Annotated in this window: 20 protein-coding genes; 12 read left to right on the forward strand and 8 right to left on the reverse strand. The window is 67.6% G+C overall.

Annotation, left to right across the window (positions count from 1 at the left end; genetic code table 11):
• Positions 1 to 174: 174 nt before the first annotated feature.
• Together hutH and hutI are read right to left on the reverse strand one after the other, a co-directional pair.
• Positions 175 to 1,710 (reverse strand): histidine ammonia-lyase, encoded by a 1,536-nt coding sequence (hutH, locus tag Q8S38_RS01895; RefSeq protein WP_305678719.1) that lies wholly within the window; start codon positions 1,708 to 1,710, stop codon positions 175 to 177.
• Positions 1,707 to 2,939, reverse strand: a complete 1,233-nt coding sequence (gene hutI / locus Q8S38_RS01900) for an imidazolonepropionase (RefSeq protein ID WP_305678720.1) — start codon at positions 2,937 to 2,939, stop codon at positions 1,707 to 1,709. The genes hutH and hutI overlap by 4 nt, the downstream gene beginning before the upstream one ends.
• Before the next feature lie 104 nt (positions 2,940 to 3,043).
• Between hutI and Q8S38_RS01905 the strand changes: the two genes are divergently transcribed.
• Together Q8S38_RS01905 and hutC are read left to right on the forward strand one after the other, a co-directional pair.
• A complete protein-coding gene (locus tag Q8S38_RS01905) occupies positions 3,044 to 4,411 on the forward strand; it encodes a formimidoylglutamate deiminase (RefSeq protein ID WP_305678721.1) in 1,368 nt (455 codons plus the stop codon).
• 5 nt (positions 4,412 to 4,416) lie between these two features.
• Positions 4,417 to 5,166, forward strand: coding sequence for a histidine utilization repressor (gene hutC / locus Q8S38_RS01910; RefSeq protein WP_305678722.1), 750 nt, complete (start codon positions 4,417 to 4,419; stop codon positions 5,164 to 5,166).
• Between the two features lie 75 nt (positions 5,167 to 5,241).
• On the opposite strand, the gene Q8S38_RS01915 is transcribed toward hutC, so the two are convergent.
• Entirely contained in the window at positions 5,242 to 5,505 is a 264-nt protein-coding gene (locus Q8S38_RS01915) for a glycine zipper domain-containing protein (RefSeq protein ID WP_305678906.1), read from the reverse strand.
• 302 nt (positions 5,506 to 5,807) lie between these two features.
• Between Q8S38_RS01915 and Q8S38_RS01920 the strand changes: the two genes are divergently transcribed.
• The 5 genes from Q8S38_RS01920 (at position 5,808) to Q8S38_RS01940 (ending at position 9,396) form a co-directional block, all read left to right on the forward strand.
• Positions 5,808 to 6,209 carry a PRC-barrel domain-containing protein gene (locus Q8S38_RS01920; protein ID WP_305678723.1) on the forward strand — a complete coding sequence of 134 codons (402 nt, stop codon included), beginning with the start codon at positions 5,808 to 5,810 and terminating at the stop codon, positions 6,207 to 6,209.
• Between the two features lie 235 nt (positions 6,210 to 6,444).
• Positions 6,445 to 7,338, forward strand: coding sequence for a transglutaminase-like domain-containing protein (locus tag Q8S38_RS01925; protein WP_305678907.1), 894 nt, complete (start codon positions 6,445 to 6,447; stop codon positions 7,336 to 7,338).
• 77 nt (positions 7,339 to 7,415) lie between these two features.
• The gene (locus Q8S38_RS01930) at positions 7,416 to 8,315 is read left to right on the forward strand and encodes a diacylglycerol/lipid kinase family protein (RefSeq protein ID WP_305678724.1); all 900 of its coding nucleotides are present in this window, start codon (positions 7,416 to 7,418) and stop codon (positions 8,313 to 8,315) included.
• Between the two features lie 74 nt (positions 8,316 to 8,389).
• Positions 8,390 to 9,070, forward strand: a complete 681-nt coding sequence (locus Q8S38_RS01935) for a phosphatase PAP2 family protein (protein ID WP_305678725.1) — start codon at positions 8,390 to 8,392, stop codon at positions 9,068 to 9,070.
• Between the two features lie 173 nt (positions 9,071 to 9,243).
• Positions 9,244 to 9,396: a hypothetical protein gene (locus Q8S38_RS01940; protein ID WP_305678726.1), complete on the forward strand. Its 153-nt coding sequence runs from the start codon at positions 9,244 to 9,246 to the stop codon at positions 9,394 to 9,396.
• Between the two features lie 26 nt (positions 9,397 to 9,422).
• Here the strand turns inward: Q8S38_RS01940 and Q8S38_RS01945 are convergent, their stop codons facing one another.
• The gene (locus tag Q8S38_RS01945) at positions 9,423 to 10,637 is read right to left on the reverse strand and encodes a polyhydroxyalkanoate depolymerase (protein ID WP_305678727.1); all 1,215 of its coding nucleotides are present in this window, start codon (positions 10,635 to 10,637) and stop codon (positions 9,423 to 9,425) included.
• Between the two features lie 177 nt (positions 10,638 to 10,814).
• Here Q8S38_RS01945 and Q8S38_RS01950 point away from each other — a divergent pair, with 177 nt between their 5' ends.
• From Q8S38_RS01950 to Q8S38_RS01960, 3 genes are all read left to right on the forward strand, one after another.
• Positions 10,815 to 11,471: a glutathione S-transferase family protein gene (locus Q8S38_RS01950; protein WP_305678728.1), complete on the forward strand. Its 657-nt coding sequence runs from the start codon at positions 10,815 to 10,817 to the stop codon at positions 11,469 to 11,471.
• Positions 11,472 to 11,582: 111 nt separating this feature from the next.
• Entirely contained in the window at positions 11,583 to 13,028 is a 1,446-nt protein-coding gene (locus tag Q8S38_RS01955; protein ID WP_305678729.1) for an aldehyde dehydrogenase family protein, read from the forward strand.
• 157 nt (positions 13,029 to 13,185) lie between these two features.
• Positions 13,186 to 14,172 carry an alpha/beta hydrolase gene (locus Q8S38_RS01960; protein WP_305678730.1) on the forward strand — a complete coding sequence of 329 codons (987 nt, stop codon included), beginning with the start codon at positions 13,186 to 13,188 and terminating at the stop codon, positions 14,170 to 14,172.
• Positions 14,173 to 14,199: 27 nt separating this feature from the next.
• On the opposite strand, the gene pobA is transcribed toward Q8S38_RS01960, so the two are convergent.
• The 4 genes from pobA to Q8S38_RS01980 form a co-directional block, all read right to left on the reverse strand.
• The gene (gene pobA / locus Q8S38_RS01965) at positions 14,200 to 15,372 is read right to left on the reverse strand and encodes a 4-hydroxybenzoate 3-monooxygenase (RefSeq protein WP_305678731.1); all 1,173 of its coding nucleotides are present in this window, start codon (positions 15,370 to 15,372) and stop codon (positions 14,200 to 14,202) included.
• 208 nt (positions 15,373 to 15,580) lie between these two features.
• Positions 15,581 to 16,459, reverse strand: coding sequence for a transglutaminase family protein (locus tag Q8S38_RS01970; RefSeq protein ID WP_305678732.1), 879 nt, complete (start codon positions 16,457 to 16,459; stop codon positions 15,581 to 15,583).
• On the reverse strand, positions 16,456 to 18,948 hold the full coding sequence (locus tag Q8S38_RS01975) for a circularly permuted type 2 ATP-grasp protein (RefSeq protein WP_305678733.1): 2,493 nt from the start codon (positions 18,946 to 18,948) through the stop codon (positions 16,456 to 16,458). Before Q8S38_RS01975 ends, Q8S38_RS01970 begins: the two co-directional genes overlap by 4 nt.
• Positions 18,949 to 18,984: 36 nt before the next feature.
• Positions 18,985 to 22,389 carry a transglutaminase family protein gene (locus tag Q8S38_RS01980; RefSeq protein ID WP_305678734.1) on the reverse strand — a complete coding sequence of 1,135 codons (3,405 nt, stop codon included), beginning with the start codon at positions 22,387 to 22,389 and terminating at the stop codon, positions 18,985 to 18,987.
• A gap of 245 nt (positions 22,390 to 22,634) precedes the next feature.
• On the opposite strand from Q8S38_RS01980, the gene Q8S38_RS01985 reads away from it, so the two are divergent.
• Both Q8S38_RS01985 and Q8S38_RS01990 read left to right on the forward strand, forming a co-directional pair.
• Positions 22,635 to 24,239, forward strand: coding sequence for an ABC transporter substrate-binding protein (locus tag Q8S38_RS01985; protein WP_305678735.1), 1,605 nt, complete (start codon positions 22,635 to 22,637; stop codon positions 24,237 to 24,239).
• Between the two features lie 112 nt (positions 24,240 to 24,351).
• Complete coding sequence (locus Q8S38_RS01990) at positions 24,352 to 25,416, forward strand: ABC transporter permease (protein ID WP_305678736.1); 1,065 nt, start codon at positions 24,352 to 24,354, stop codon at positions 25,414 to 25,416.
• Position 25,417: the final 1 nt, after the last annotated feature.

Genomic DNA, 25,417 nt, shown 5'->3' on the forward strand with positions numbered 1-25,417 from the left:
GGGGCAGGGGTGAGGTGTAGGCCCCTGGACCAGCGAAACGCACTCCTGACGGCGGCTCCGGGGAGGTCACGGCCACGGTGTCAAACGGCCGACCCCTCACCCCTGCCCCTCTCCCTACGGGAGAGGGGTTCCCCGCGCCTGCTCGGTTGACGAGGACCGCTCTTTGCCAACGCCTCACGCCGAAAACTCCGCAAACGAATCCAGCCCCGCCGCCCGGCCCACAGCCCCCGACAGAACCAGATCCGTCGCCGCGGCGAGATCGGGCGCGAGATAGCGGTCCTCCGTCAGCGGCGCGATCCGGCTCCGCAGCAGCGCCAGAACAGGCTCCAGCCGCGGGCTCGTCGTCATCGGGCGGTGATGCTCGATCGCTTCCGCCGCCGCCATCAGCTCGACGCCGATGATGCTCGCGGCATTCGCTGCCATGTCGAGCAGGCGATAGGCGCCATGCGTCGCCATCGAGACATGGTCTTCCTGGTTGGCCGAGGTCGGGATGGTATCGACCGAGGCCGGATAGGCCTTCTGCTTGTTCTCGGAGGCCAGCGCGGCCGCGGTCACCTGCGCGATCATGAAGCCGGAGTTGAGCCCCGCATCGCGCGCCAGGAACGGCGGCAGGCCGCTCATCACGGGGTCGACCAGAAGCGCGATCCGCCGCTCGGAGAGGTTGCCGATCTCGCATAGCCCCATCGCCAGCATGTCGGCGGCAAAGGCCACCGGCTCGGCATGGAAGTTCCCGCCCGAGACGACCTCGCCCGGCCCCAGCACCAGCGGGTTGTCGGTGACGGCATTGGCCTCGATCGCAAGCGTCGCGGCGGCATTGGCGAGCAGGTCGCGCACCGCGCCCATCACCTGCGGCTGGCAGCGCAGCGAATAGGGGTCCTGCACCTTGCTGTCGCCGAAGCGATGGCTGTCGCGGATCTGGCTGCTGGCGATCAGTTCGAGCAGCAGCGCCGCGACGCGGATCTGGCCGGGCTGGCCGCGCAAGCGTTGGATGCGCGGGTCGAACGGCGTGTCGGAGCCCTTCAGCGCATCGACCGAGAGCGCGCCGGCGACCAGTGCGGCATCGAACACCCGCGCCATGGCGGTGAGGCCAGTGAGCGCCAGCGCGGTCGAGACCTGCGTGCCGTTGATCAGCGCCAACCCCTCCTTGGGTCCGAGCGCCAGCGGCGCCTGGCCGATCCGTGCGAGCGCGTCCGCAGCCGGCATCACCTCGCCCTTCAGCCTGATCTCACCGACGCCCATCAGGGCGGCGGTGAGATGGGCGAGCGGCGCGAGATCGCCCGAGGCGCCGACCGAGCCCTTCGCCGGAACGACCGGAAGCGCGTCGGCCTTGAGCGCGCCGAGCAGCGCCTCGACCACCACAGGCCGCACGCCGGACGCGCCACGCGCCAGGCTCGCCGCCTTCATCGCGAGAATGAGCCGCACCACGCCGTCGGGGAGGGCCGGGCCGGTGCCGACCGCATGCGACAGGATCAGATTGCGCTGGAGCGTCGCGAGGTCGCCATCCGCGATCCGCACGCTGGCGAGCTTCCCAAAGCCGGTGTTGACGCCATAGGTCACGGTGCCCGCCGCGACGATGTCGTCGACGATCGTCTGGGCGGTACGAATCGCATCCGCACTCGCCGCCGACAGCGTGATCGACGCGCCGTCGATCACGTCGCGCCAGTGAGTCAGGGCGGCATGGCCGGGGTCGAGGAGAAGGGGCGTGCTCATTGTCCGTTCCAGATCCGGGCGTGAAGCGGGTTGAAGCCGATGCGGTAGGCGAGCTCGGCCGGGCGCTCAATGTCCCAGATCGCGAGGTCGCAGGCCTTGCCGGCTTCCAGCGTGCCGATTTCGTCGGAGAGGCCGAGCGCCTGCGCGGCATGAAGGGTCAGCCCCGCCAGCGCCTCCTCCGGCGTCAGCCGGAACAGCGTGCAGGCCATGTTCATCACCAGCAGCGGCGAGGTCAGCGGCGAGGAGCCGGGATTGGCGTCGGTCGCGAGCGCGATGGGCACGCCATGTCGGCGCAGCAGCGCGATCGGCGGCTTCACCGTCTCGCGCAGGAAGTAGAAGGCCCCGGGCAGCACCACGGCGACCGTGCCGGCCTTGGCCATGGCGATCACGCCGGCCTCGTCGAGATATTCGAGATGATCCGCCGAGAGCGCACCCAGGCCGGCTGCCAGCGCCGCGCCGCCGAGATTGGAGAGTTGCTCGGCGTGGATTTTGATCGCCAGCCCCTTCGCCTGAGCGGCCTCGAAGACGGCCCGCGTCTCCTCGGGCGAGAAGGCGATGCCCTCACAGAACACATCGACTGCATCCGCCAGGCCCTCAGCCGCGATGGCGTCCAACATCGGCCCGGCGACGAGCGCGGTGTAGTCGCCCGAGCGACCCTTGAATTCGGGGGGCACGGCATGGGCGCCGAGGAAGGTCGTGCGCACCCGCACCGGCCGCTCCCGCCCGATCCGGCGCGCGACCCGCAGCGTCTTGACCTCGGCCTGCGTCTCCAGCCCGTAGCCCGACTTGATCTCGACCGTGGTCACGCCCTCGGCCAGTAGGGCCGACAGCCGCCGGTCGGCATTGGCGAACAGCGCGTCCTCGCTCGCCGCCCGGGTCGCGGTCACCGTGGAGAGGATGCCGCCGCCGGCGCGCGCGATTTCCTCATAGCTCGCGCCCTGCAGGCGCAGCTCGAATTCGTGGGCGCGGTCGCCGCCATAGACGAGATGGGTGTGGCAATCGATCAGCCCCGGCGTGATCCAGCGCCCGCCGCAATCGATCGTCTCCGCCGCCGCGAAGGCCGGCGCCTGGCTGCGCGGCCCGGCATAGAGGATGCGCCCGTCGCGGGCGGCCACGACGCCATCCTCGACCGCGCCATAGGGAGTCGCCACCGAGGGCGCCATCGTGGCCAGCCGGGCCCGCGTCCAGAGCCGGTCGCAGGTCGGGGTCTCAGCCGACATCGTCGCCATGTCGCGTCCTCTCGACTATCCTCGAATGGAGAGTATGCTAGCTAATTGCATATGCAAATGACAAGCCCTTAATTGCATAGGCAATTGGACGCTGGAGAGACGCCGTGACCCTGACCCTGCATCTGCAGCAGGCCCTGCTGCCGGACGGTTTTGCCGAGAATGTGCGCCTGACCCATTCGGGGGGAACGATCACGGCGGTCGAGCCGGGCGTCGCGGCGCAAGCGGGCGACATCAGGCTCTCCGGGCTGGCGCTGCCCGGCATGCCGAACCTCCACAGCCACGCCTTCCAGCGCGGCATGGCCGGCCTGTCGGAGCGCCGCGGCGCGAGCGAGGATTCGTTCTGGACCTGGCGGGAGGTGATGTACCGCTTCCTCGACCGGCTCGACCCCGATGACGTGCAGGCGCTCGCCGCCCAGGCCTTCGTCGAGATGCTGGAGGGCGGCTTCACGGCGCTCGCCGAGTTCCACTATCTGCATCACGACAAGGACGGTCGCCCCTATGCCGACATCGCCGCGATGGGGGCCGGCATTGCCGCGGCCGCCGAGGAAACCGGGCTCGGCCTGACGCTGCTGCCGGTCCTCTACCGCTTCGGCAATTTCGGCCAGGCGCCCTCGGTCCACGGCCAGCGCCGCTTCGTCAACGACCGCGACTCCTATCTCAGGCTGATCGAGGCGAGCGAGGCCGCGCTCCGTCCTCTGTCCGACGCTTGCCTCGGCTTGGCGCCGCATTCTCTGCGCGCCGTGGCGCTGGAGGATCTGGACTGGCTCGCCGGCCTGCGCCATGGCACGCCCCTGCACATCCATGTCGCCGAGCAGATGCGAGAGGTCGAGGATTCGATCGCCATCATGGGCAAACGGCCCGTCGCCTTGCTCAATGACACCATCGCGCTCGACGCGCGCTGGTGCCTGATCCACGCCACCCATCTCGACGATGCCGAGCGCGATGCGATCGCAGCCAGCGGCGCCGTCGCGGGCTTATGCCCCATCACGGAAGCGAGCCTCGGCGATGGCATCTTCGATGGCGTGCGCTACCGGGCGTCGGGCGGCCGCTACGGTGTCGGCAGCGATTCCAACATCCAGATCGATGCCGGCGCCGAACTGCGCCTGCTCGAGTATTCGCAGCGCTTCCGTGACCGCCGCCGCGCGCTGCTGGCGGAGGAGGATGCCTCGACCGGCGTCGCGCTGTGGCGCGCTGCCGCCACCGGCGGCGCCCAGGCCTGCGGGCGGGCACTTGGGGCTCTCTCGCCGGGCATGAGGGCCGATCTCGTGACGCTCGATCCCGACCATCCGGCCCTCATCGGCAAGACGGGCGGGGCGGCCCTCGACAGCGCGATCTTCGCCACCAACGCGCTGCCCGTTCGGGATGTCGTCGTCGGCGGCCGGCATCTCGTGGCGGAGGGGCGGCACCTTGCCCGCGTCGCGGTCAAGACGCGCTTCGGCACCGTCATGCGCAAGCTGCTGGCGGCGCTGTGACGGCGATGGCTCAGGATCGGCTCGATGCGGTGAAGCTGGATGGCACCGGTCCGATCTATGATCAGATCCGCCGGTCTATCCGCGATCTCATTCTCGGCGGCACCTGGCCTCCCGGCACGTCGGTCCCGCCCGAGCACGCGCTGATGGAGCAGCTCGGCGCCTCCCGCATGACCGTCCACCGCGCGCTCGTACAGCTGGCGCGCGAGGGGCTGATCACCCGCCGGCGCCGCTCGGGCACCGTGGTGGCGAGCCCGCCGACGACCCATGCCATGCTCGACATCCTGTCGATCCCCGCCGAGGTGGAGCGGCTCGGGCAGCGCTATGCCTATGAGGTTCTGGCGCGGCATGACGGGCGGCCCTCGCCGGAACTGGCGCTGCGCTTCGGGCTGAAGCGAGGCGAGAAGATCGCCCATCTCGTGACGCTGCACCGGGCCGACGACCGGCCGCATGTGCTGGAGGAACGCGTCATCCACCTTGCGACCGTACCGGCCGCAGCCGCAGAGGATTTCGCGAGGACCCCACCGGGCGACTGGTTGCTGCAGCACAGTCTCTGGTCGCAGGCGGAGCACGCCATCAGCGCCATTCCGGCCGAACCGGACGATGCCGCGCTGCTCGACATCGCAGCCGGGGAAGCCTGCCTGCTGATCGAACGCCGGACCTGGAACCAAGCCGCTCCGGTCACGGCGGTGCGGCTGCTGTACCCTGGAAACCGCCACCGTTTCGTCGGCCGTTTCGGGCCTTACGGAGCGGTCTGACGCCGACACGAAAAAGCCCGGCCGGCGCGATGCGCCAGCCGGGCCTCGAACTCACCGCAGGAGCGGTCGGGTCGCTCAGCAATCGTAGCGGAAGCGACGGCCATACTCGTCGCGGCCGACGCAGGTGCGGGTCGGCGAAGTGGCCCCGCCGATTGCGCCGCCGGCGACACCCCCGATCGCGGCGCCCGCGAGAGCGCCACCGGCGCGGCCCGTTGCGAGGCCGCCGATGACGGCGCCCGTGCCGGCGCCGATCAGGGCGCCACCGCCGATACGTTCTTCCTGAGCCGTGCAGGCACCCAACGAGGCTGCGATGGCGGCGATGATCATGATTTTCTTCATGGCGATGTGTCCTTGGCGCTTCGGGTTCATGGCGATGGCCGTGGGTACCGATGTACGACACGCGAGCGTGGCATGGCCATGGCCGACCGTCCCGACCAAACGTCGTACTGTCCCGAATGTTCCTTTTATTCGCGCCAGCGCGGCGTTTGGCCGACGCTCCGCTGGTCATTCTGTCGATCTGTGATGGTCATTCTCGAAATCCGCCCACGCGTGCGACAACCTGCGATTTCGCTCCGGAACCTTTCCCGGCCGCGCGACGTTGTCCCGGTAATCGCATCACTCGCTGTCCGGAGACATTGTCCATGACCCTGGTTGACACGTTCGACTCTGAAGTTGCGCAGGTGCAGGCATCGTCGAACCCGCTGATTTCCGGCGCTCGCGTCGCAGGCACCGCGGTCTTCAACACCTCAGGCGACCGGCTCGGCGAGATCTACGACATCATGCTCGACAAGCGGACCGGCAAGGTCGCCTACGCGATCATGTCGTTTGGCGGCTTTCTCGGGGTTGGCGAGAAGTATCACCCGATTCCCTGGAGCGTGCTCGATTTCAATCCTGAACAGGGCGGATACGTCGTGCCGATGACCAGGGACAAGCTCGAGGCGGCGCCGATGTATGACAGCCAGGGCGAGCCCAATTGGGACGACAAGGCCTATGGCCAGCGCGTCCACGACTACTACGGAACCATGCCCTACTGGATGATGTAGGCGCTGACCAGACGCAGGTCGCGGCGGTTGCTATCCCCCCAGCCGAACCGTCGTGATGGCGGGATGCGGGCCGAAAGGCCCGCATCTTCCGTTTTTTGAGCAGGTCGATTCGACGGGGCGTCTGGTGCGCAGCCGTTTGCCGCAAGGCAGCCGAATCGGGCACCGGCAGACCTCCGGACCGCCGCGTCCGGCATCGACGGCGGAAGGCCACTCGATGGAAACCCGCGAGAGCGTCATGCGCATCCGCTACGGCTACGACATCGAGATTGTTTGCCAGCAGGAACTCCCGCTCGTCACCTTGCTCGATGTCCACCCTTCGCGCCGGCACGATCTGGTCGAGCCCGACGAGATGACCGTGACGTCGCTGCGCGATCCGTCCTTGCGGATCGACGCCAAGCAGTACACCGACCAGTTCGGCAACATCTGTCGCCGCATCACGGCCCCGCCGGGAGGCATCGCCCTGCGTGCGCAGGGGATCGTCCGGGATTCGGGGCAGCGCGACCCGGTCGATCCGGCGGCTGGAGAGGTTTCGCCAGCCCGTCTGCCCGACGATGCCCTGGTTTACCTGATGGGCAGCCGCTATTGCGAAACCGACAAACTTTCGGCGCAGGCCTGGAGCCTGTTCGGTCACATCCCCGGCGGATGGGCGCGCGTTCAGGCGATCGTCGACTTCGTCCACAACCACCTGACGTTCGGCTACCATTTCGCCCGCAGCACCCGCACGGCGGCGGAAGCCTTCGAGGAGCGCATCGGCGTCTGCCGCGATTTCGCGCATCTCGCCGTGGCGCTGTGTCGCTGCGTCAATGTTCCGGCGCGCTACTGCAATGGATATCTTGGCGACATCGGCGTTCCGCGCGATCCCGCCCCAATGGACTTCAATGCCTGGTTCGAGGTGTTCCTGGGCGGACGCTGGTACACCTTCGATGCCCGCCACAACATGCCGCGCATTGGCCGAGTGGTGATCGCGCGCGGACGAGACGCCACGGACGTCGCGATGGTGAGCTCGTTTGGCCCGCATGTCCTGCAGCGCTTCGAGGTGATCACCGAGGAAGTCGAGGATGCCGTTGCCGGCATGCCGGTTCAGCCATCGCGTTTCGGCCAGCACGGGAATGAGGCGGCCCGCGCGTGACCCCCATCGTCGGGGAACAGACCAAGCCGGCCGCCATCTTGCGATCGGGTCGACGGCCAACCAAGTCTCCGAGGGCCATGCATCACACCGTCATCGTCAATGCCCGTGCCGGCACTGCCCTCGAGGCCGGGCCCGACGCGTTTGCCGCCCGAATCATCGCGGCTTTCGAGGCCAGTGGCTGCACGGCGGACGTCCGCATGGTGCATCCGCGCGAACTCGACGACGCGTTGTCGCTCGCCATTGACGATCGGGAGTGCGTGCCGGTCATCGCCGGCGGCGATGGCACGATCAATGGCGTTCTCCCTGTCCTCATTCACGCCAACCGCCCCGTCGGGATCCTCCCGCTGGGCACGGTCAATGTGCTCGGCCGCGATCTCGGCCTCGCCGGGACGCTCGAACACCAGATCGCGGTCCTCTGCCAGGGCGAGCCGATCGTGCTGGATGTCGGCAGCGTCAATGACCGCCTGTTCCATTCGCTGTCGGGCATGGGCTTTTTCAGTCTCATGGCGCGCGAGCGTGAGCAGGCGCGCCGACGCTTCCCCTTCAGCCGGGCTCTGGCCTTCTTCGTCGCGGCGACGCGCTCGGTCCTCTTTACCCGCGCGATCACGGTCGATGTCGGGGTCGGCCCCGATCGTCGCGTGGTGCAGGCGGATGCCGTCTTGGTCACCGTCAATGCGTTCGAGGGCGCCGACTGGCACCGGCCGCGTTTGGACGGAGGCGTCTTCGAGGTTCACATCCTCAATGCCGGTGGCCTCTTCTCCCGCTGCAAGGCGGCGTTGTCGATCGTGTCCGGCAGTTGGCGCACCTCGCCCAACCTGACCTCGTTCACCGGTGCGGACGTGACCTTGACGCGCAAGGACAAGCGCCGCGGCCACATCACCTTCGACGGCGAGGTCGAGCGCAAGGCCGGGCCGCTGGTTTACAGCCTGATGCCGGGGGCCGTGACGTTGATTGGGGCCCGTGGCCGGTCTGCCTGAGCGGGCAAGGCGGAATTGAATGAAACTCGCCGCGCCGCCTGCGCTGCGGCGCTTTGACCGGAGACGTCGTTCCCTTGCTTCAGCCGCGCATCCTGATCCCCCTGGCCGCCGCTTTTGCCTTTCTGGGTTTGGCGCTGTTCATCGCGTCTGGTCGCAGCTTTGCTTTCGATCGCAGTTTGGTCCTGCTCTTCCGCGAGGCCGGCAACCCGTCTGTCCCGATCGGGCCCGCCTGGCTGCGCGAGGCCGTGCGCGACGTCACGGCGCTCGGCAGCTTTACCGGGTTGGGCCTCATGACCATTGTCGCGAGCCTCACGCTCTGGCTCTGCCGCCACCGCCCTCTTGCGATCGGGCTCGTCTTGACCGTTGTCTCGGCCACGGTCGTCTCGACCTGGCTGAAGATCTGGATCGGCCGCGATCGCCCCGACATCGTCGAGCATGCGGCGCTGACGTTCACGGCGAGTTTTCCGAGCGGCCACGCCTTTTTGTCGGCCGCGACCCTCTTGAGCATAGCGGGCTTCGTCGGCCTGGCGGCGCGCCGGGACGACATCACCCGGCTCTGCATCGCTCTCGCCTGGGTGATGGTCGTCGTCATCGGGATCAGCCGCGTCTATCTCGGCGTTCATTGGCCGACCGATGTCATCGGCGGCTGGTGTCTCGGCATCGCCTGGTCGGGCCTGGCGGTCGGATTGCTGGGACGCAGAATGGCGAAGGCGGAAGCGCTGGCCGCGAGGAGGGCTCCCGGCCAGGCTGGCTGAACGGCTGGAGGGTGGCCCGCCGCTGACGCGCGGGTCCGAGCCAAGCGCGCGCCGGCATCGTCGCGGCTTGGGCTTGGCTCCGCCGGGAGCCCGACCTGATTGTGGGAACAATGAGGCGGCTGACGGGTTTCCGACGCGCCGTCTCCTGGACGGTTCACATTCGGAAAGCCTCCATGCTCGCATCCCGCAATCTTCTCGTCGCCCTCGTCGTGGTTCTTGTCGCCGGCCTCGCCGCCACCGGCTACGCGCTCTATCAGGAAAAGAAGCAGCCCGAGGGCGTCGAGATCTCGGTCGGCAAGAGCGGCCTGTCGATCAAGGAGAAATGATCGCGAGGGCTTCGGCGGCCAGACGCTCAGCTGTTGGCGAGGATCATGTTGCGGACGATCGGGTAGATCTGCCCGTCCCATTTGCGGCCGGAGAACACGCCGTAATGGCCGACACCGGCCTGCATGTGGTGGCGCTTGCGGAAGGGCTTCAGCCCGGTGCAGAGATCGTGCGCCGCCGAGGTCTGCCCGAGCGCGCAGATATCGTCGCGCTCGCCCTCCACCGTCAGAAGCGCCGTCTTGCGGATCGCGCGGCAATCGACGACGTCACCGCGATAGGTCAGGGTACGCGCCGCCAGCCGCGCCTCCTGGAAGATCCACTCGACCGTTTCGAGGTAGAATTCCGCCGGCAGATCCAGCACGGCGAAATACTCGTCGTAGAACGACTTGATCTTCTGCGCTTCCTCGGTCTCGCCAGCCGCGAGATGGGTGAACAGGTCGATATGCGCGTTGACGTGCCGTTGCATGTTCATCGCGACGAAAGCGCCGAGCTGGATGAACCCCGGATAGACCCTGCGCCCCGCCCCGGGATAGCGCGACGGCACCGTCGCGATCAGGTTCCGGCGGAACCAGTCGATCGGCTTGTCCATGGCGAGCTTGTTGACGGTGGTCGGGTTGACGCGCGTGTCGACCGGCCCGGCCATCAGCGTCATGCTGCGCGGCTGGAAGGCGCTGCCCGCCTGCGCCATCACGGCGGCCGCCGTGAGCACCTGCACGCAGGGCTGGCACACGGCGACCACATGCGTCTGGTCGCCGAGTGTCTCGATGAAGCGGATCAGGACATCGACATAGTCGTCATAGCCGAAGGGGCCGGCGTCCAGGCCGACGTCGCGGGCATTGTGCCAGTCGGTGATGTAGACGTCGTGGTCGCGCAGCAGCGTCGCAACGGTGTTGCGCAGCAGCGTGGAGAAATGCCCAGACATCGGCGCGACGACCAGCACCTTGGCCTGCGGCGTGTCGCTGTCCTTCTTGAAGCGCAGCAGATCGCCGAAGGGCAGGCTCAGCACCACCTCCTCGGTGACGGGGACGTCGCGATTGCCCTCGCGGACGCTGTCGATCTCGTAGGAGGGCCGATGATGGGTCAACCCGGCGCGCGTCACCATTTCGCAGGCCGCCGCTGTGGCCCGCCAGTCGATGGGCTGCCCCGTCATCGCCCGGGCGCCCAGCGCCGCCAGCGCCGATTGGGCCAGCAGACGCGCAGGGTTCATCAGGTCCGACTGGGCCTGGTAGGCGAGATAGAGCATCGGTGTGCGACCTCGGATGGACAGACCTCCCGCCGCCACCGGCATCGATCCGGCGGCGGCGGGAGGCCCTAAGCGATGTTGCACTGCAAAAGGGGGGTTCCGCAAGATTGTTCTAATCTGACCGCGCTCTTGGAATGCCTCTTGCGTCAAATGTGACAGCCGCAGAGGATGCCTGTCATGAGCAACGCCACCCTGACGATCAGCAGCAAGAACTATTCCTCCTGGTCGTTGCGCGGGTGGCTGCTCTGCATGATGGCCGGGCTGGAGGTCGAGGAGTTGATGCTGTCGGCCGACGATCCCTCGACGCGGGCCGAATTGCTGCTGCTCTCCCCCTCCTTCCTCGTGCCCTGCCTGAGGCATGACGGCATCACCGTCTGGGACACGCTCGCCATCGCCGCCTATCTCGACGAGATCAGGCCCGCTGCCGGCCTCGTGCCGAAGGACGCCGCCGCCCGCGCGCATTGCCGCGCGATCTGCGGCGAGATGCATTCCGGCTTCGCCAATCTGCGCTCGGCCCTGCCGATGAACCTCAAGGCGCATTACCCGGGCTTCAAGGTCTGGGCTGGCGCCCAGGCCGACATCGATCGCGTCACCGAGATCTGGCGCAATTGCCTGTCGACCTATGGCGGGCCCTATCTCTTCGGCAAGACGCTGACCATGGCGGATGCGATGTATGCCCCCGTCTGCCTGCGGTTCCTGACCTATGACGTGGCGCTGGACCCGCTGTGCCAGGCCTATTGCCGGACCATCTCGGCTTGGCCCGCGCTGCGGCGCTGGATCGAGGCCGCCAAGGCCGAGCCCGACGACGTCGAAGAACTCGACGCCGAGTTCTGAACGCAGCCATCATGCATCGCGGGACAGGGCCGATGCCCCGGCCCGCATTGGCCATCTCGCGCCAAAGACGCTAAACCCCCACGAACGTTAAAACGCCGTGGGAGGCCGCTGATGACCGAGATGTTCAAGAACCTGATTGCCGGCGAATGGGCCGGTGGCACGAATGCTTCGCGCAACATCAACCCCTCCGACACCAACGACGTCGTCGGCGAGTACGCGCAGGGCACGGTCGAACAGCTCAACGACGCGGTCGCCGCCGCCAAGGCCGCCTTTCCCGCCTGGAGCCGCTCCGGCCCGCAGGAGCGCTACGAGATCCTGAAGAAGGCCTCCGATGAGATCCTCGCCCGCAAGGAGGAACTCGGCCGCCTGCTCTCGCGTGAAGAGGGCAAGACCCTGGCCGAGGGCATCGGCGAGGCCGGCCGCGCCGGCCAGGTCTTCGCCTTCTTCGCCGGCGAGTGCCTGCGCCTGACGGGCGAGGCGCTGCCCTCGGTGCGTCCGGGCGTCGGCGTCGAGATCACGCGCGAGCCGGTCGGTATCGTCGGCATGATCACGCCCTGGAACTTCCCGATCGCGATCCCCGCCTGGAAGATCGCGCCCGCGCTCGCCTACGGCAACTGCGTCGTGATCAAGCCGGCCGATCTGGTGCCGGGCTCGGCCTGGGCGCTGGTCGACATCCTCCAGCGCGCCGGCCTGCCCAAGGGCGTGCTCAACCTCGTCATGGGCCGCGGCTCGGTCGTCGGCCAGGCTCTGCTGCAGCACAAGGACGTCCACGCCATCTCCTTCACCGGCTCGGTTTCGACCGGGCGCAAGGTCGCCGAGGCCTGCATCGCCTCCTCGCCGATGAAGAAGGTCCAGCTCGAGATGGGCGGCAAGAACCCGCTCGTCGTGCTCGACGACGCCGATCTGAAGACGGCCGTCGAGGCCGCCGTCACCGGCGCCTTCTTCTCCACCGGCCAGCGCTGCACGGCCTCCTCGCGCCTGATCGTCCAGGCCGGCATCCATGACAAGTTCGTCGAGGCCTGCATCGAACGGCTGAAGGGCGTCGTCGTCGACGATGCGCTGAAAGCCGGCACCCATATCGGCCCGGTGGTCGACCAGAGCCAGCTCGACCAGGACCTCAAATACATCCAGATCGCCAAGGACGAGGGCGGCAAGCTCGCCTTCGGCGGTGAGTTGCTGAAGCGCGACACCCCCGGCTTCTATCTCCAGCCGGCGCTCTTCACCGAGACCACCAACGCCATGCGGATTTCGCGCGAGGAGGTCTTCGGCCCCGTCGCCAACATCATCCGCGTCAAGGACTATGAGGAGGCGCTAAGCGTCGCCAACGACACCGAGTTCGGCCTGTCCTCGGGCATCTGCACGACCTCGCTGAAGCATGCGACGCATTTCAAGCGCAATGCCGAGGCCGGCATGGTGATGGTCAACCTCGCCACGGCGGGCGTCGACTACCACGTGCCCTTCGGCGGCCGGAAGGGCTCGAGCTACGGCCCCCGCGAGCAGGGCGCCTACGCCAAGGAGTTCTACACCACGGTGAAGACGGCCTACACGCTGGCCTGAGCCAGACAGAGCGACGCCGTCGACAAGGGCCGTGCCGGTGAGGCGCGGCCCGATTTATGTGGGCCAAGCAATCAGGGCGCCCGCCGTTACGAATGTCTTGGATGGGTCGACAGCGGACCTATGGTCTGTTTCATTCATTGGCCCATAGGGATCATAGATGAAGCAGAAGGTCACACGGTCTGTTCTGGCCTGCCTCATGGCCCTCGTCATTTCTCGACCGGGAACAGCGCAGATGAGTAGTCCCAGGATGATTGAAGCACCCGGCCCGGCCGGGCCGCTCTCGGGAACCGCGCTAGGCCCCTCCGACACCGATGCCCCCGTCGTCCTGATCGTCCCCGGCTCCGGGCCGACCGACCGCGATGGCAACAACCCGCTCGGTGTACGGGCATCCCCATACCGCTTAATCGCCGAGGGGTTGGCGGCGCGTGGGATCAGGAGCGTCCGTATCGATAAGCGGGGTATGTTCGGGAGCGACCGGGCCATCCCAGACGCCAACGCCATCACCATTGAGGACTACGCCGCAGACATCCAGACTTGGGCTACCACTATCCGTAAAACGATGGGTGTCCCATGCGTTTGGGTGCTGGGCCACAGCGAAGGCGGTCTGTCGGCGCTGGTCGCAGCCCAACAGCCCGGCGGCATCTGCGGGTTGCTGCTGGTATCGGCGACGGGACGCCGGCTGGGTGACGTGCTCCGTGAGCAGATCGCGGCGAACCCTGCCAACGCGCCCATCCGCCAACAGGCTGAAGCCATCATAACGCAGCTGGAGGCAGGCCAGCGGGTGGAGGCAGGAAACATCCATACGGTGTTGCGCCCACTGTTCCGACCTGAGGTCCAAGGCTTTTTGATCAGCACATTCGCTCTCGATCCGGCCAAGTTGATAGCGGCGTACGCGGGACCGGTACTGATCCTTCAGGGGCTGCGCGATATACAAGTGGGGCGGGTAGACGCTGAGCGATTGCACCATGCGCGACCGGACACCGATCTGGTTCTCCTCGCGGACGCAAATCACGTTCTGAAGGCAGTCCCATCCGACGACCGTGCTGCCAACATCGCGGCCTACCAAGACCCTGCTAGACCCCTTGCTGGAGGCGTGATCGAAGCTCTAGCCGCGTTCGTCCAAGCGCAGAGGAAGCTCCGCTAAGGGTCGAAAGCTGACACGTCACCCGCCTCAATATGGCAGCCCGACATAGTTCTCCGCCAGCGCCGCCATCGCATGCTTTGACGAGACGAGGTAATCCAGCTCGGCCTGCTGCATGCGCTGCTCGAACGGGCTCTGCTCGGGGAAGAGGTGCATTAGCGACGTCAGCCACCAGGAGAAGCGCTCCGCCTTCCAGACCCGCGCCAGCGCCTTCTGCGAATAGGCGTCGATGCCGGCCTCCGAATGGTCGAGGAAGAGCTCGCGCAGCGCCTCGAACAGGTAATGCACGTCGCTGGCGGCGAGGTTGAGGCCCTTGGCGCCGGTGGGCGGCACGATATGGGCGGCGTCTCCCGCCAGGAACAGCCGCCCGAAGCGCATCGGCTCGGCGACGAAGGAGCGCAGCGGCGCGATCGACTTCTCGATCGAGGGGCCTGTCGTCAGGTTGGCGGCCGTTTCAGGGTCGAGCCGGCGGCGCAGTTCGTCCCAGAACCGCTGGTCCGACCAGGCATCGACCCGCTCGTCGGTCCCGCACTGGACATAGTAGCGGCTGCGCGTGGCCGAGCGCATCGAACACAGCGCAAAGCCGCGCTGGCTGCGGGCGTAGATGAGTTCGTCGGAGACCGGCGGGACGTCGGCGAGGATGCCGAGCCAGCCGAAGGGATAGACCCGCTCGAAGATGCGCAGCGCGCTGGCCGGGATGCTGGCGCGCGAAACGCCATGATAGCCGTCGCAACCGACGATGACATCGCAGTCGATGCGCCGCGGGATGCCGTTTTCGAGATAGGTCACATAGGGGCTGGCGCCGTCGAACCCGTGCAGGTTCACATCGTCGGCCTCGTAGACGGTGACACCGTTCTGCGCCAGGCGCTGCTCCATCAGGTCGCGCGTTACCTCCGTCTGCCCATAGACGGTGACATGCTTGCCGCCGGTCAGCGCATCGAGCGCGATGCGGTGGCGCTGCTCCCCGAAGAGCAGGTCGAAGCCGTCATGAACCAGCCCCTCGGCATGCAGCCGCGCGCTCGCGCCCGCCTGGTCGAGCAGCCCGACCGTCCCCTGCTCGAGCACGCCGGCCCTGATGCGGGAGAGGACGTAGTCGGGGCTCTTGCGTTCGAGGATGACGCTGTCGATGCCGGCCTGATGCAGCAATTGTCCGAGCAGCAGCCCCGACGGGCCGGCTCCGATGATGGCGACCTGGGTTCGCAACTGTATCCTCCCTGAGCCCGCCTTGCCGACGCGCGATTGATCAACAAGTTGCCATGGCAACCAATCAAAGGGAAGTCTTCCGTGAAGGCTGTCCGCTCTTCCGGCACTATGGAGGGGACGGGTTTCCCGGAGGGCGGAAGCTGGGGTGGGGCCCCACCCGGCGCCATGCCGCCACGGCCTCGATCTCGCCGCGCGTTGCGGGGCCGCTTCAGCCGACGGGGATGACGTCGACCGCGATGCCGATCTTCTGCGAGCCCGGCCCGATCACGACTCCGTCGAGCGGCGAGACATCGGCATAATCGCGGCCGAACGCCGTGACGATATGGTCGTCGGCGACGATCAGGTCGTTGGTCGGGTCCAGCCCGATCCAGCCCGTTTCCGGCCCGCACCACAGCATCACCCAGGCATGGCTGGCATCGGCGCCTTCGAGACGCTTTTCGCCCGGTGGCGGGATGGTGCGGATATAGCCGCTGACATAGGCCGCCGGCAGGCCCAGGCCCCGCAGGCCCGCAATCATGACATGCGCGAAATCCTGGCAGACGCCATGCCGCTCGCGGAAGGCCTCCTCGAGCGGCGTCGAGACCTCGGTCGCCTCCGGATCATAGGTGAACTCGCGGCGGATGCGCCCCATCAGCTCGCTCGCGGCTTCGAGGACGGGGCGCTGCGGTGCGAAGCTCTGGCGGGCATAGTCGGTCACGGCAGAGACCGGAGGCACAAGCCGGCTCGGATAGAGGTGATGCGCCGGCGAATCGGGGGCCAGGCTGTCGGAGGCCAGCGCCAGCGCGCCGACTGCTTCCCAATGCCGTGTCAGGCCGGGAAAGGGGGGCGGCGTGCGCCTGACCTCGACACGGGCGCGCATCTCGACCTTGAGCTCGCGATGCGGCTTCGAGATGGTCAGCGTCGTCATCCGGTTGCCGAAGAAGCAGATATCGTCGACGCGCTCGGCCGGGCGCGGCGTGACGATGAGTTCGCTGCGCTGGACGCTCTGGCCGCCGTCGTCGCGCGGTTGCAGCCGCAGGATGCAGCGCGCGAACGGGACCGGACGGCTGTAGCCGTAGGTGGTGATATGCCGGACGTCGTAGATCACGCGATGCCTGTGAGGCGCGAGCCTTCCGGGCCGCTGTTCTGGAGAAAATAGCGGTCGGCGATCGCGCTGGAGACGCCCATCAACAACTGCTCGAACAGGAGGATGCTGGTGCGGTCGAGCCGGGAGGCCTCGGCTGTCCGGCACTCGGCGGCGAGTTTCAGGATCAGCCGGCGCGGCGCCTCCAGCATGCCGTCCTCGGTCAGCGACGGCAGATCGCGGATCTCGGTGTCGAGACGGTCGATCTGGAAAGCGACCGAGCGCGGGTTGAAGGGATCGAGCATGACGAGATCGAGCACGGGCTGCAGGCTGGCGCCGAGCAGGTAGCGCGAGCGATAGGTGATCTGCGAATCCGTCAGGTCGAGCAGCGCGTCGAGCGCGTCGCTGGGCGCCGTCGTCTCGGCGAAGTGGCGCGCGAAGCGGCAGGTCGCGATGCCGCGCTCCAGCCGCCGCCCGATGTCGAGGAAACGCCAGCCAGGCCCGCGCACCATGTTCTCCTGGCTGAGGCCGGAGAAGGCGGCGAGCGATTTCAGCGCGCGGTCGGCGGTTTCATAGGCCTCGCCCTCGCTCGGCTTGCGCCCCTCCCCGAGGGTGAGTTGCTGCTGCATGTCGCCAAACAGCCGCCAGGCATCGACCGACAGCCTTTCGCGGATGACCGAGGCCGTCCGCCTCGCTTCGCGCGTCGTCGAAATCGCCGAGCCATACTGGTCCAGCGCGTGCAGCGCGGCCGAGGCCTGGCTGGCCGGCGTTTGGCCGCGGCCGCCCGGCGACGCGCCCCAGGAAACCAGCAGATGGGCGAGCCGGCGCAGCGTCTCGTTGCGTCCCTGGGTCGGGTCGGTGTCGATCAGGCGGCCGAGCAGCGCGCGCACCAGCCGCAGTGTCGCCTCGGTCCGTTCGAGATAGCGCCCGAGCCAGAACAGGTTGTCGGCGGCGCGGCTCGGCAGGGTGCCGGTGATCCGGCGGATCGGGATGCGGTCGGGCGTCGGCAGTAGCGTGACATGGTCGACGGGCCCGTCCGACGTCACCCAGACATCGCTCGAGCGCACGCCGCTGCGCAGGCTGACGGCGCGCGCATCGGGCTCGTCAGAGATGCGACAGAAGCCGCCCGGCATCACCTTCCAGCCATCCGGCGTGGCGGCGGCGAAGACGCGCAGCGTCATCGGGCGCGGCTGCAGACGGCCGTTCTGGAAGACGGGCGTCGTCGAGAGCCGCACCACCTCCTGGCCGACATAGTCCATGCCCCGCGCCTCGACCCTGGCCCGCAGCGCCTCGCGCTGCTCGGCCGACAGGTCGGCGGCGACCACGGGCCCGGTGTCGAGCCCGCCGCCGGCGCTGCGGAATGCCGGCGCGATGCTCATCTCGTCGAGCCGGCTGAGCACGTCGGCGCGCTCGCGCGGCTGCCCGCACCACCAGGTCGCGACATTGGGCAGGATCATCTCCTCGCCCAGGATCTTCTCGCCCAGCGCCGGCAGGAAACTCATCAGCGCCCGCGCCTCGACGACGCCGGAGCCCAGCCCGTTGGCGATATGGACGCTGCCCTTGCGCACGGCCTGGACGAGGCCGGCGACGCCGAGCGCGGAGGAGGCGTTCAATTCGAGCGGGTCGGCGAAATCGCCGTCGATGCGGCGCCAGATCACGTCGGCGCGCTTGAGGCCGGCGATGGTGCGCACATGCACGCGGCCCTCCCGCATCACGAGATCGCCGCCTTCGACCAGGAGGAAGCCGAGATAGCGCGCCAGATAGGTCTGTTCGAAATAGCTTTCGTTGAGCGGGCCCGGCGTCAGCAGGCAGATGCGCGGCTCGACCCGCTTCGAGCGGGCGACGAGCCCGGCGCGGAAGCCCTGGAAGAAGGCCGCCAGCCGCTCGATGTTCATCGTCCGGAACATGTCGGGAAAGGCGCGCGACAAGGCGAGCCGGTTTTCCAGCGCATAGCCGGCGCCCGAGGGCGCCTGCGTGCGGTCCTGCAGAACCCACCAGCGCCCGTCGGGCCCGCGCCCGAGATCGGCGGCGTAGAGCTGGAGCGCGCCGCCGCCGGGAGCCCCCTGCAGCGGGCGCAGATAATCCGGGCTGCCGGTGACCACCGAAGCGGGAAGCAGCCCGTTGGCGATCATCTCGCCGGGGCCGTAGATGTCGTCGAGCAGGCGGCTGAGCAGATCGGCGCGCTGGGCGACGCCGGCTGCGATCGTCTGCCATTCGGCGCCGGTGATGACCAGCGGGACATGGGACAGCGGCCAGGCGCGCTCGCCTGCCGTGGGATCGCGCGGGTCGATGTCGCCATGGACGCGGTAGGACACGCCGGTATCGTGGACATGCCGGTCGGCGAGGCCGAAGCGCTGGGTCAGCTCGTCGGGCGAAAGCGCGCACCATTCCGACAGGAACGGCTCCCAATGCGGGCGAATCTGCCCGTCCGGGCCGACGAGCTCGTCATGCACGCCGGGAAGCGGGCGATAGCCCGCCAGCAGAGCGTTGCGCCGCTCCGTCCTCGTGCGCACAGACGGTGATCGGCTCTGTAATGCCATCGGTTGCGTCTACACTCCGGGAGGACGCCGCAAATCCAGAGTCAGCGGAAATTCGGCGCTGCGCTCTTCGGGCGGAATCGCCAGCGCGCCGGGAGTATGACCGATCGCTTCGAAACGTGCGAGCCGGCGCGCCTCCGCCTCATAGGAATTCACAGGCGGCGTCTCATAATTGCGACCGCCGGGATGGGCGACATGGTAGACGCAACCGCCGAGCGAGCGTCCGACCCAGGTATCGACGATGTCGAAGGTCAGGGGTGCATGCACCGGGATCGTCGGATGCAGCCCAGAGGCCGGCTGCCAGGCCTTGAAGCGCAGGCCCGCGACGCTCTCGCCCGGCGCTCCCGCCGCCGTCATCGGCAGGCGCCTGCCGTTGCAGGTGATGAGGTGGCGGCCGGGCACCAGCCCTTTGGCCTTGACCTGCAGGCGTTCGACCGACGAGTCGACATAGCGCACCGTGCCACCGATCGCGCCCTCCTCGCCCATGACATGCCAGGGTTCGAGCGCCTGCCGGATCTCGATCTCGACGCCGCCATGCTCCACCTTGCCGAAGAACGGGAAGCGGAATTCGGCCTGCGCCTCGAACCAGACCGGATCGAAGGCGTAGCCGGCGCGCCCGAGATCGCCGAGCACGTCCTTGAAGTCCTGCCAGACCATCTCGGGCAGCATGAAGCGGTCATGCAGCGTCGTGCCCCAGCGCGTCAGGCTGCCCGTCTGCGGCTCGCGCCAGAACCACGCGATCAGCGCGCGCACCAGAAGCTGCTGCGCCAGGCTCATGCGCGCATCCGGCGGCATCTCGAAGCCGCGGAACTCGATGAGCCCGAGCCGCCCCGTCGGCCCGTCGGGCGAGTAGAGCTTGTCGATGCAGATCTCGCTGCGGTGGGTGTTGCCGGAGACGTCGACCAGCAGGTTGCGCAGCAGCCGGTCGACCAGCCAGAGCGGGATCGCGGGCTCGCCCGGACGCGGGATCTTGGCCAGCGCGATCTCGAGTTCGTAGAGCGCGTCGTGCCGGCCCTCGTCGATGCGCGGCGCCTGGCTGGTCGGGCCGATGAACAGGCCCGAGAACAGGTAGGACAGCGAAGGGTGCCGGTTCCAGTACAGCACCAGGCTCTTGAGCAGGTCGGGGCGCCGCAGGAAGGGCGAGTCGGGCGGGGTGATGCCGCCGAGCACGACATGGTTGCCGCCGCCGGTGCCGGTGTGGCGCCCGTCGACCATGAGCTTCTCGGCGCAGAGCCGCGACTGCCGCGCCTCGTCATAGACGCCCCGCGTGATCTCGACCGCTTCACGCCAGTTGCGGGCCGGATGGATGTTGACCTCGATAACGCCGGGGTCGGGCGTGACCTTGACGACGTTCAGCCGCGGGTCGTGCGGCGGCGGGTATCCCTCGATATGGACCGGCTGGTTGCGCTCGCGCGCCACCTGCTCGACGCTGGCGATCAGGTCGAGGTAATCCTCCAGCCGCTCGACCGGCGGCAGGAAGACGCACAGCACCTTGTCGCGGATTTCGAGGCTGATCGCAGTGCGCACATGCTCCCCGCCGATCTCCTGCTCGGTGCGGTCCTGAGCGGAGGCGCCACTCGCCTCGACCGAACGCGACATCTGGTGCGGGGGCTGCTGGGAGAACGGCGCCTCGACATGAATCGGAGCCTCTGGCGGCGGCGGATCGGCGGCCGGACCGAATCCCCCGGCGATGCGCGGCAGCGGCGGGCGCGCCTCCATCGGGTCCTGCGGGTGGACATGCGGATACTCTGCCTTCGGTACCACCGGCAGCGAGCCGAGCGGCAGCCGGTAACCGACGGGGGAATCGCCCGGCACGAGGAAGAGCTTGCCGCGCCTGAGCTTCCATTTCTCCGAGCGCCAGCGCTTGTCGCCCGCCTGGCTCTGCCAGCGCTGGACGGGAATGACGTAGCCACGCGGCTTGCCCAGGCCCAACTGGAAGACCTGCTGCATGCGCGCGCGTTCTTCCGGGTCGGCCAGACGCGGGTCGAGCGGGTCGACATTGTCGGGAAGCTGGGCCTCCTTCAACAGCCAGTAGCCGGTGTCCTCATAGGCTGGCATCACATAGTCGGAGCCGAGCCCGAGCTTGTCGGACAGGCCCTCGGCCAGCGCCTCGGCCTCGGCCATCGTCGCGCCGGCTTCCAACTCGCGATCGCCTCCCGTCGGGGCGCCGGGCTCGCGGGCGATCAGCGCGGCGTCGCGCCAGATCGGCTCGCCATCGGCGCGCCAGTACAGCGCGAAGGCCCAGCGTGGCAGGCTCTCGCCGGGATACCATTTGCCCTGGCCGTAATGCAGCATGCCGCCCGGCGCGAAACGCTCGCGCAAGCGTCGGATCATGACGTCGGCGCGTTGGCGCTTGGTCGGCCCGACAGCGGCGATGTTCCATTCCTCGCCGGTCTGGTCGTCGACGGAGACGAAGGTCGGCTCGCCGCCCATGGTCAGGCGGACATCGCCGGCCTGGAGATCGGCCTCGACCTGCTCGCCCAGCGCATCGAGCCGCTGCCAGGATTCATCCGAGAAGGGCAGGGTGATCCGCGGCACCTCATGCACGCGCGCCACGCTCATCTCGAAATCGAAGGTCGTCTCGGCATAGCTGGCGACACCCGAGACCGGCGCGGCCGAGCGGTAATGCGGCGTCGCCGCCAGCGGCAGATGGCCCTCGCCGGTCAGGAGCCCTGAGGTCGGGTCGAGCCCGATCCAACCGGCGCCGGGGATATAGACCTCCGCCCAGGCGTGGAGGTCGGTGAAATCCTTGTCCGTGCCGGCCGGCCCTTCCAGCGGGTCGATATCCGCCTTCATCTGGATCAGGTAGCCGGAGACGAACCGCGCGGCGAGGCCGAGCTGTCGCAGGATCTGCACGAGCAGCCAGCTCGAATCGCGGCATGAGCCGGATCTGATGTCGAGCGTATGCTCCGGCTCCTGGACGCCGGGCTCCATGCGGATACCGTAGGCGATCGCGCCGGAGAGCCGCGCATTCAGGTCGACGACGAAGTTGACGGTGTTGGTCGGCTCGCGCGGGATCGTCGCCAGGAAGGCCTGCAGCAGCGGCCCGGCCGGCTCTGTCACGAGATAGGGGGCCAGCTCCGCCCGCAGCTCGTCAGGGTAGCTGAAGGGGAAGATCTCGGCATCGGTTTCGACGAAGAAGTCGAAGGGGTTGATGATCGACAACTCGGTGACGAGATCGACCTCGATGCGGAACTCGCTCACCGGCTCCGGAAAGACATAGCGCGCCAGCCAGTTGCCGCTCGGGTCCTGCTGCCAGTTCACGAAATGCTCGGCCGGGGTGACCTTCAGCGCGTAGCTGTTGATCGCGGCCCGGCAATGCGGCGCCGGCCGCAGCCGGATGATCTGCGGCCCGAGCGTGACCGGGCGATCATAGCGGTAATGGGTGACGTGGTGGAGCGCGGCGATGATGGCCAAGGGCTGGGCACCTGCTTGTCATGGGCCGGCAAGATGCCGGGATGTCTCACGTTAGCGAGGCCGGCATGGCTCGCAAAGCCGCATCTCGCGACGCATTGCCCGATCCGGGCGGCTCGATGCACAAGAACTGTGCAGCAACATCTGGACACGGGCCTCGTCCTGCTGGACAGAAGCCGCCGACTGGTTCCACATTCACGCCAATGGCCGACGCGTTCGGCCGACAATCCAAAACGATGGGGACTGCGATGCGTCAGGTTGCGAAATTGATGATGGCGTCGGCCTTCACCGCCTTGCTGGCGACGACGGCCCATACCACGGGGGCGCTGGCCCAAACCCCGAAGGACACGGTGGTGATGGCCAAGCAGATCGACGACATCATCTCGCTCGATCCCGCCGAGGCCTTCGAATTCTCCGGCGTCGAAGTCGTCACCAACCTCTACGACAAGCTGATGGGCGTCGATCTCGCCAAGAACAACGAACTCGTCCCGGAACTCGCCCAGAGCTGGACGGTCAGCCCCGACAACCTGACCTACACCTTCAAGCTCCGTCCCGGCGTGAAATTCCATTCCGGCAACCCACTGACGGCGGCCGACGTGGTCTATTCCTTCCAGCGCGCTGTGACGCTCAACAAGTCGCCGGGCTTCATCCTCGCCCAGTTCGGCTTCACCAAGGACAACGTCACGGACAAGGTGAAGGCGACCGACGACGGCACGGTCGTGATCACCGTCTCCAAGCCCTTCGCGCCGACCTTCTTCTTGAACTGCCTGACCTCGGGCGTCGCCTCGATCGTCGACACCAAGCTGGTCAAGGCCAATGAGAAGGACGGCGACTGGGGCAATGGCTGGCTGAAGCAGAACTCGGCCGGCTCCGGCGCCTACAAGGTCCGCGCCTACCGCCCCAACGAGCAATACGCGCTCGACGCCAACGAGGCCTGGTACAAGGGCGCGCCGAAGAACAAGCGCATCGTCGTGCGCCATGTCGCCGAGCCGGCTTCGCAGCGCCTCCTGCTCGAGAAGGGCGACATCGACATCGCCCGCAACCTCTCGAAGGACCAGCTTGCCGCGGTCAAGACCAACAAGGACGTCGACATCGTCCAGGGCGACAAGGGCTACATCCTTTATCTCGGCCTCAACACCAAGAACCCCAACTTCGCCAAGCCCGAAGTGCGCGAGGCGCTGAAATACCTCGTCGATTACGCCTCGATCGAGCGCAACATCGTCGAGGGCACCTACAAGGCCCATCAGTCCTTCCTGCCCAAGGGCTTCCTCGGCGCGATCGACGACAAGCCCTACACATTCAATCCGGCCAAGGCCAAGGAACTGCTCGCCAAGGCAGGCCTCCCCAACGGCTTCAGCGTCACCATGGATGTCCGCTCGGTCAGCCCCATCACCGACATCGCCCAGGCGATCCAGGCGAACTGGGCCCAGGCAGGCATCAAGCTCGAGCTGCTCCCAGGCGACGGCAAGCAGACCCTGACCAAGTACCGCGCCCGCACCCATGACATCTATATCGGCCAGTGGGGTCCGGACTATCTCGACCCGCATACCAATGCCGAGACCTTCGCCATCAACGAGAACAATGGCGAGGACGCGAAGTCGAAGACGCTGGCCTGGCGCAATGCCTGGGACATCCCCGAGATGACCAAGACGACGCAGGCCAACGTCCTCGAGACGGACGCCGCCAAGCGCGCCGCCGTCTACGGCACCCTGCAGCGGGAACACCAGAAGGTCTCGCCCTTCGTCATCATGTTCCAGCAGGTCGAAGTCTCGGCCGATCGCAAGAACGTCAAGGGTTGGGCCATCGGGCCGAGCTCGGACACCAACTTCTACGCGCCGATCTCGAAGAACTGAGATCATCTGACCAGCCAGCCCCGCCTCGGCCTCTTAGGGCTGCGGCGGGGCTTTTGCTTCCGGTTGGCCCTGCAGGGCCGGTCCCGGTCAAAGAAAACGGAAACAAGCTGGCATGACGAGCGTGGTGGAAAGCCCGGTTCGCAGGCGCTCATGGGGCGAGACGGCGGGACGCTGGGCGAAGATCGCCTCGCGCGAGCTCAGCACGGTCGCGATCACCATCTTCGGCCTGTTGCTGATCACCTTCTTCATCGCCCGCGTCATCCCGATCGACCCTGTGCTCGCGGTCGTCGGCGACAATGCCCGCCCCGAGACCTATGAGGCCGCGCGCATCGAGCTTGGCCTCGACAAGCCGCTCTGGCAGCAGTTTGCTGTCTATGTCGGCAAGGTCTTCACCGGCGATCTCGGCCGCTCGGTTCTGACCTCCAACACCGTCGTCGACGACATCAAGCGCGTCTTCCCGGCGACGCTGGAACTGGCGACGCTCGGCACGCTGATCGGCTGCCTGCTCGGCATCCCGCTGGGTGTGGTCGCGGCGGTCTATCAGGGCCGCTGGCCGGACCAGGTCGCCCGCGTTATTGGGCTGTTCGGCTACTCGATCCCGGTCTTCTGGCTCGGCCTGATGGGTCTGCTGTTGTTCTACGCCAAGCTCGGCTGGGTCGGCGGGCCCGGCCGCGCCGGTGTCGCCTTTCAGGATCTGATCACGCCAATCACGGGCATTCTGGTGATCGATGCCGCGATCGAGGGCGATTGGGAGGCGTTTCGCGACGCCTGGTCCCACCTCATCCTGCCTTCCGCCGTGCTCGGCATCCTGAGCGTGGCCTATATCAGCCGCATGACCCGCAGCTTCATGATCACCGAGCTGCAGCAGCAATACGTCATCGCCGCGCGGGTGAAGGGACTCTCCGAGTTCCGCGTCGTCTGGCGCCACGCCATGCACAACGCCTTCGTGCCGCTGGTGACGGTGATCGCCGTCTCCTACATGCACCTGCTCGAAGGCTCCGTGCTGACCGAGACGATCTTCGCCTGGCCCGGCCTCGGCCGCTACCTCACCCATTCCCTGCTGAACGCCGACATGAACGCCGTGCTCGGCGGCACGCTGGTGATCGGGGCGGTCTTCATCGCGGTCAACCTGCTGTCCGACATCCTCGGCCGGCTGGTCGATCCGCGGACGCGATGAG

The sequence above is a fragment of the Allobosea sp. genome (assembly GCF_030695125.1).
Taxonomy (GTDB): Bacteria; Pseudomonadota; Alphaproteobacteria; order Rhizobiales; family Beijerinckiaceae; genus Allobosea.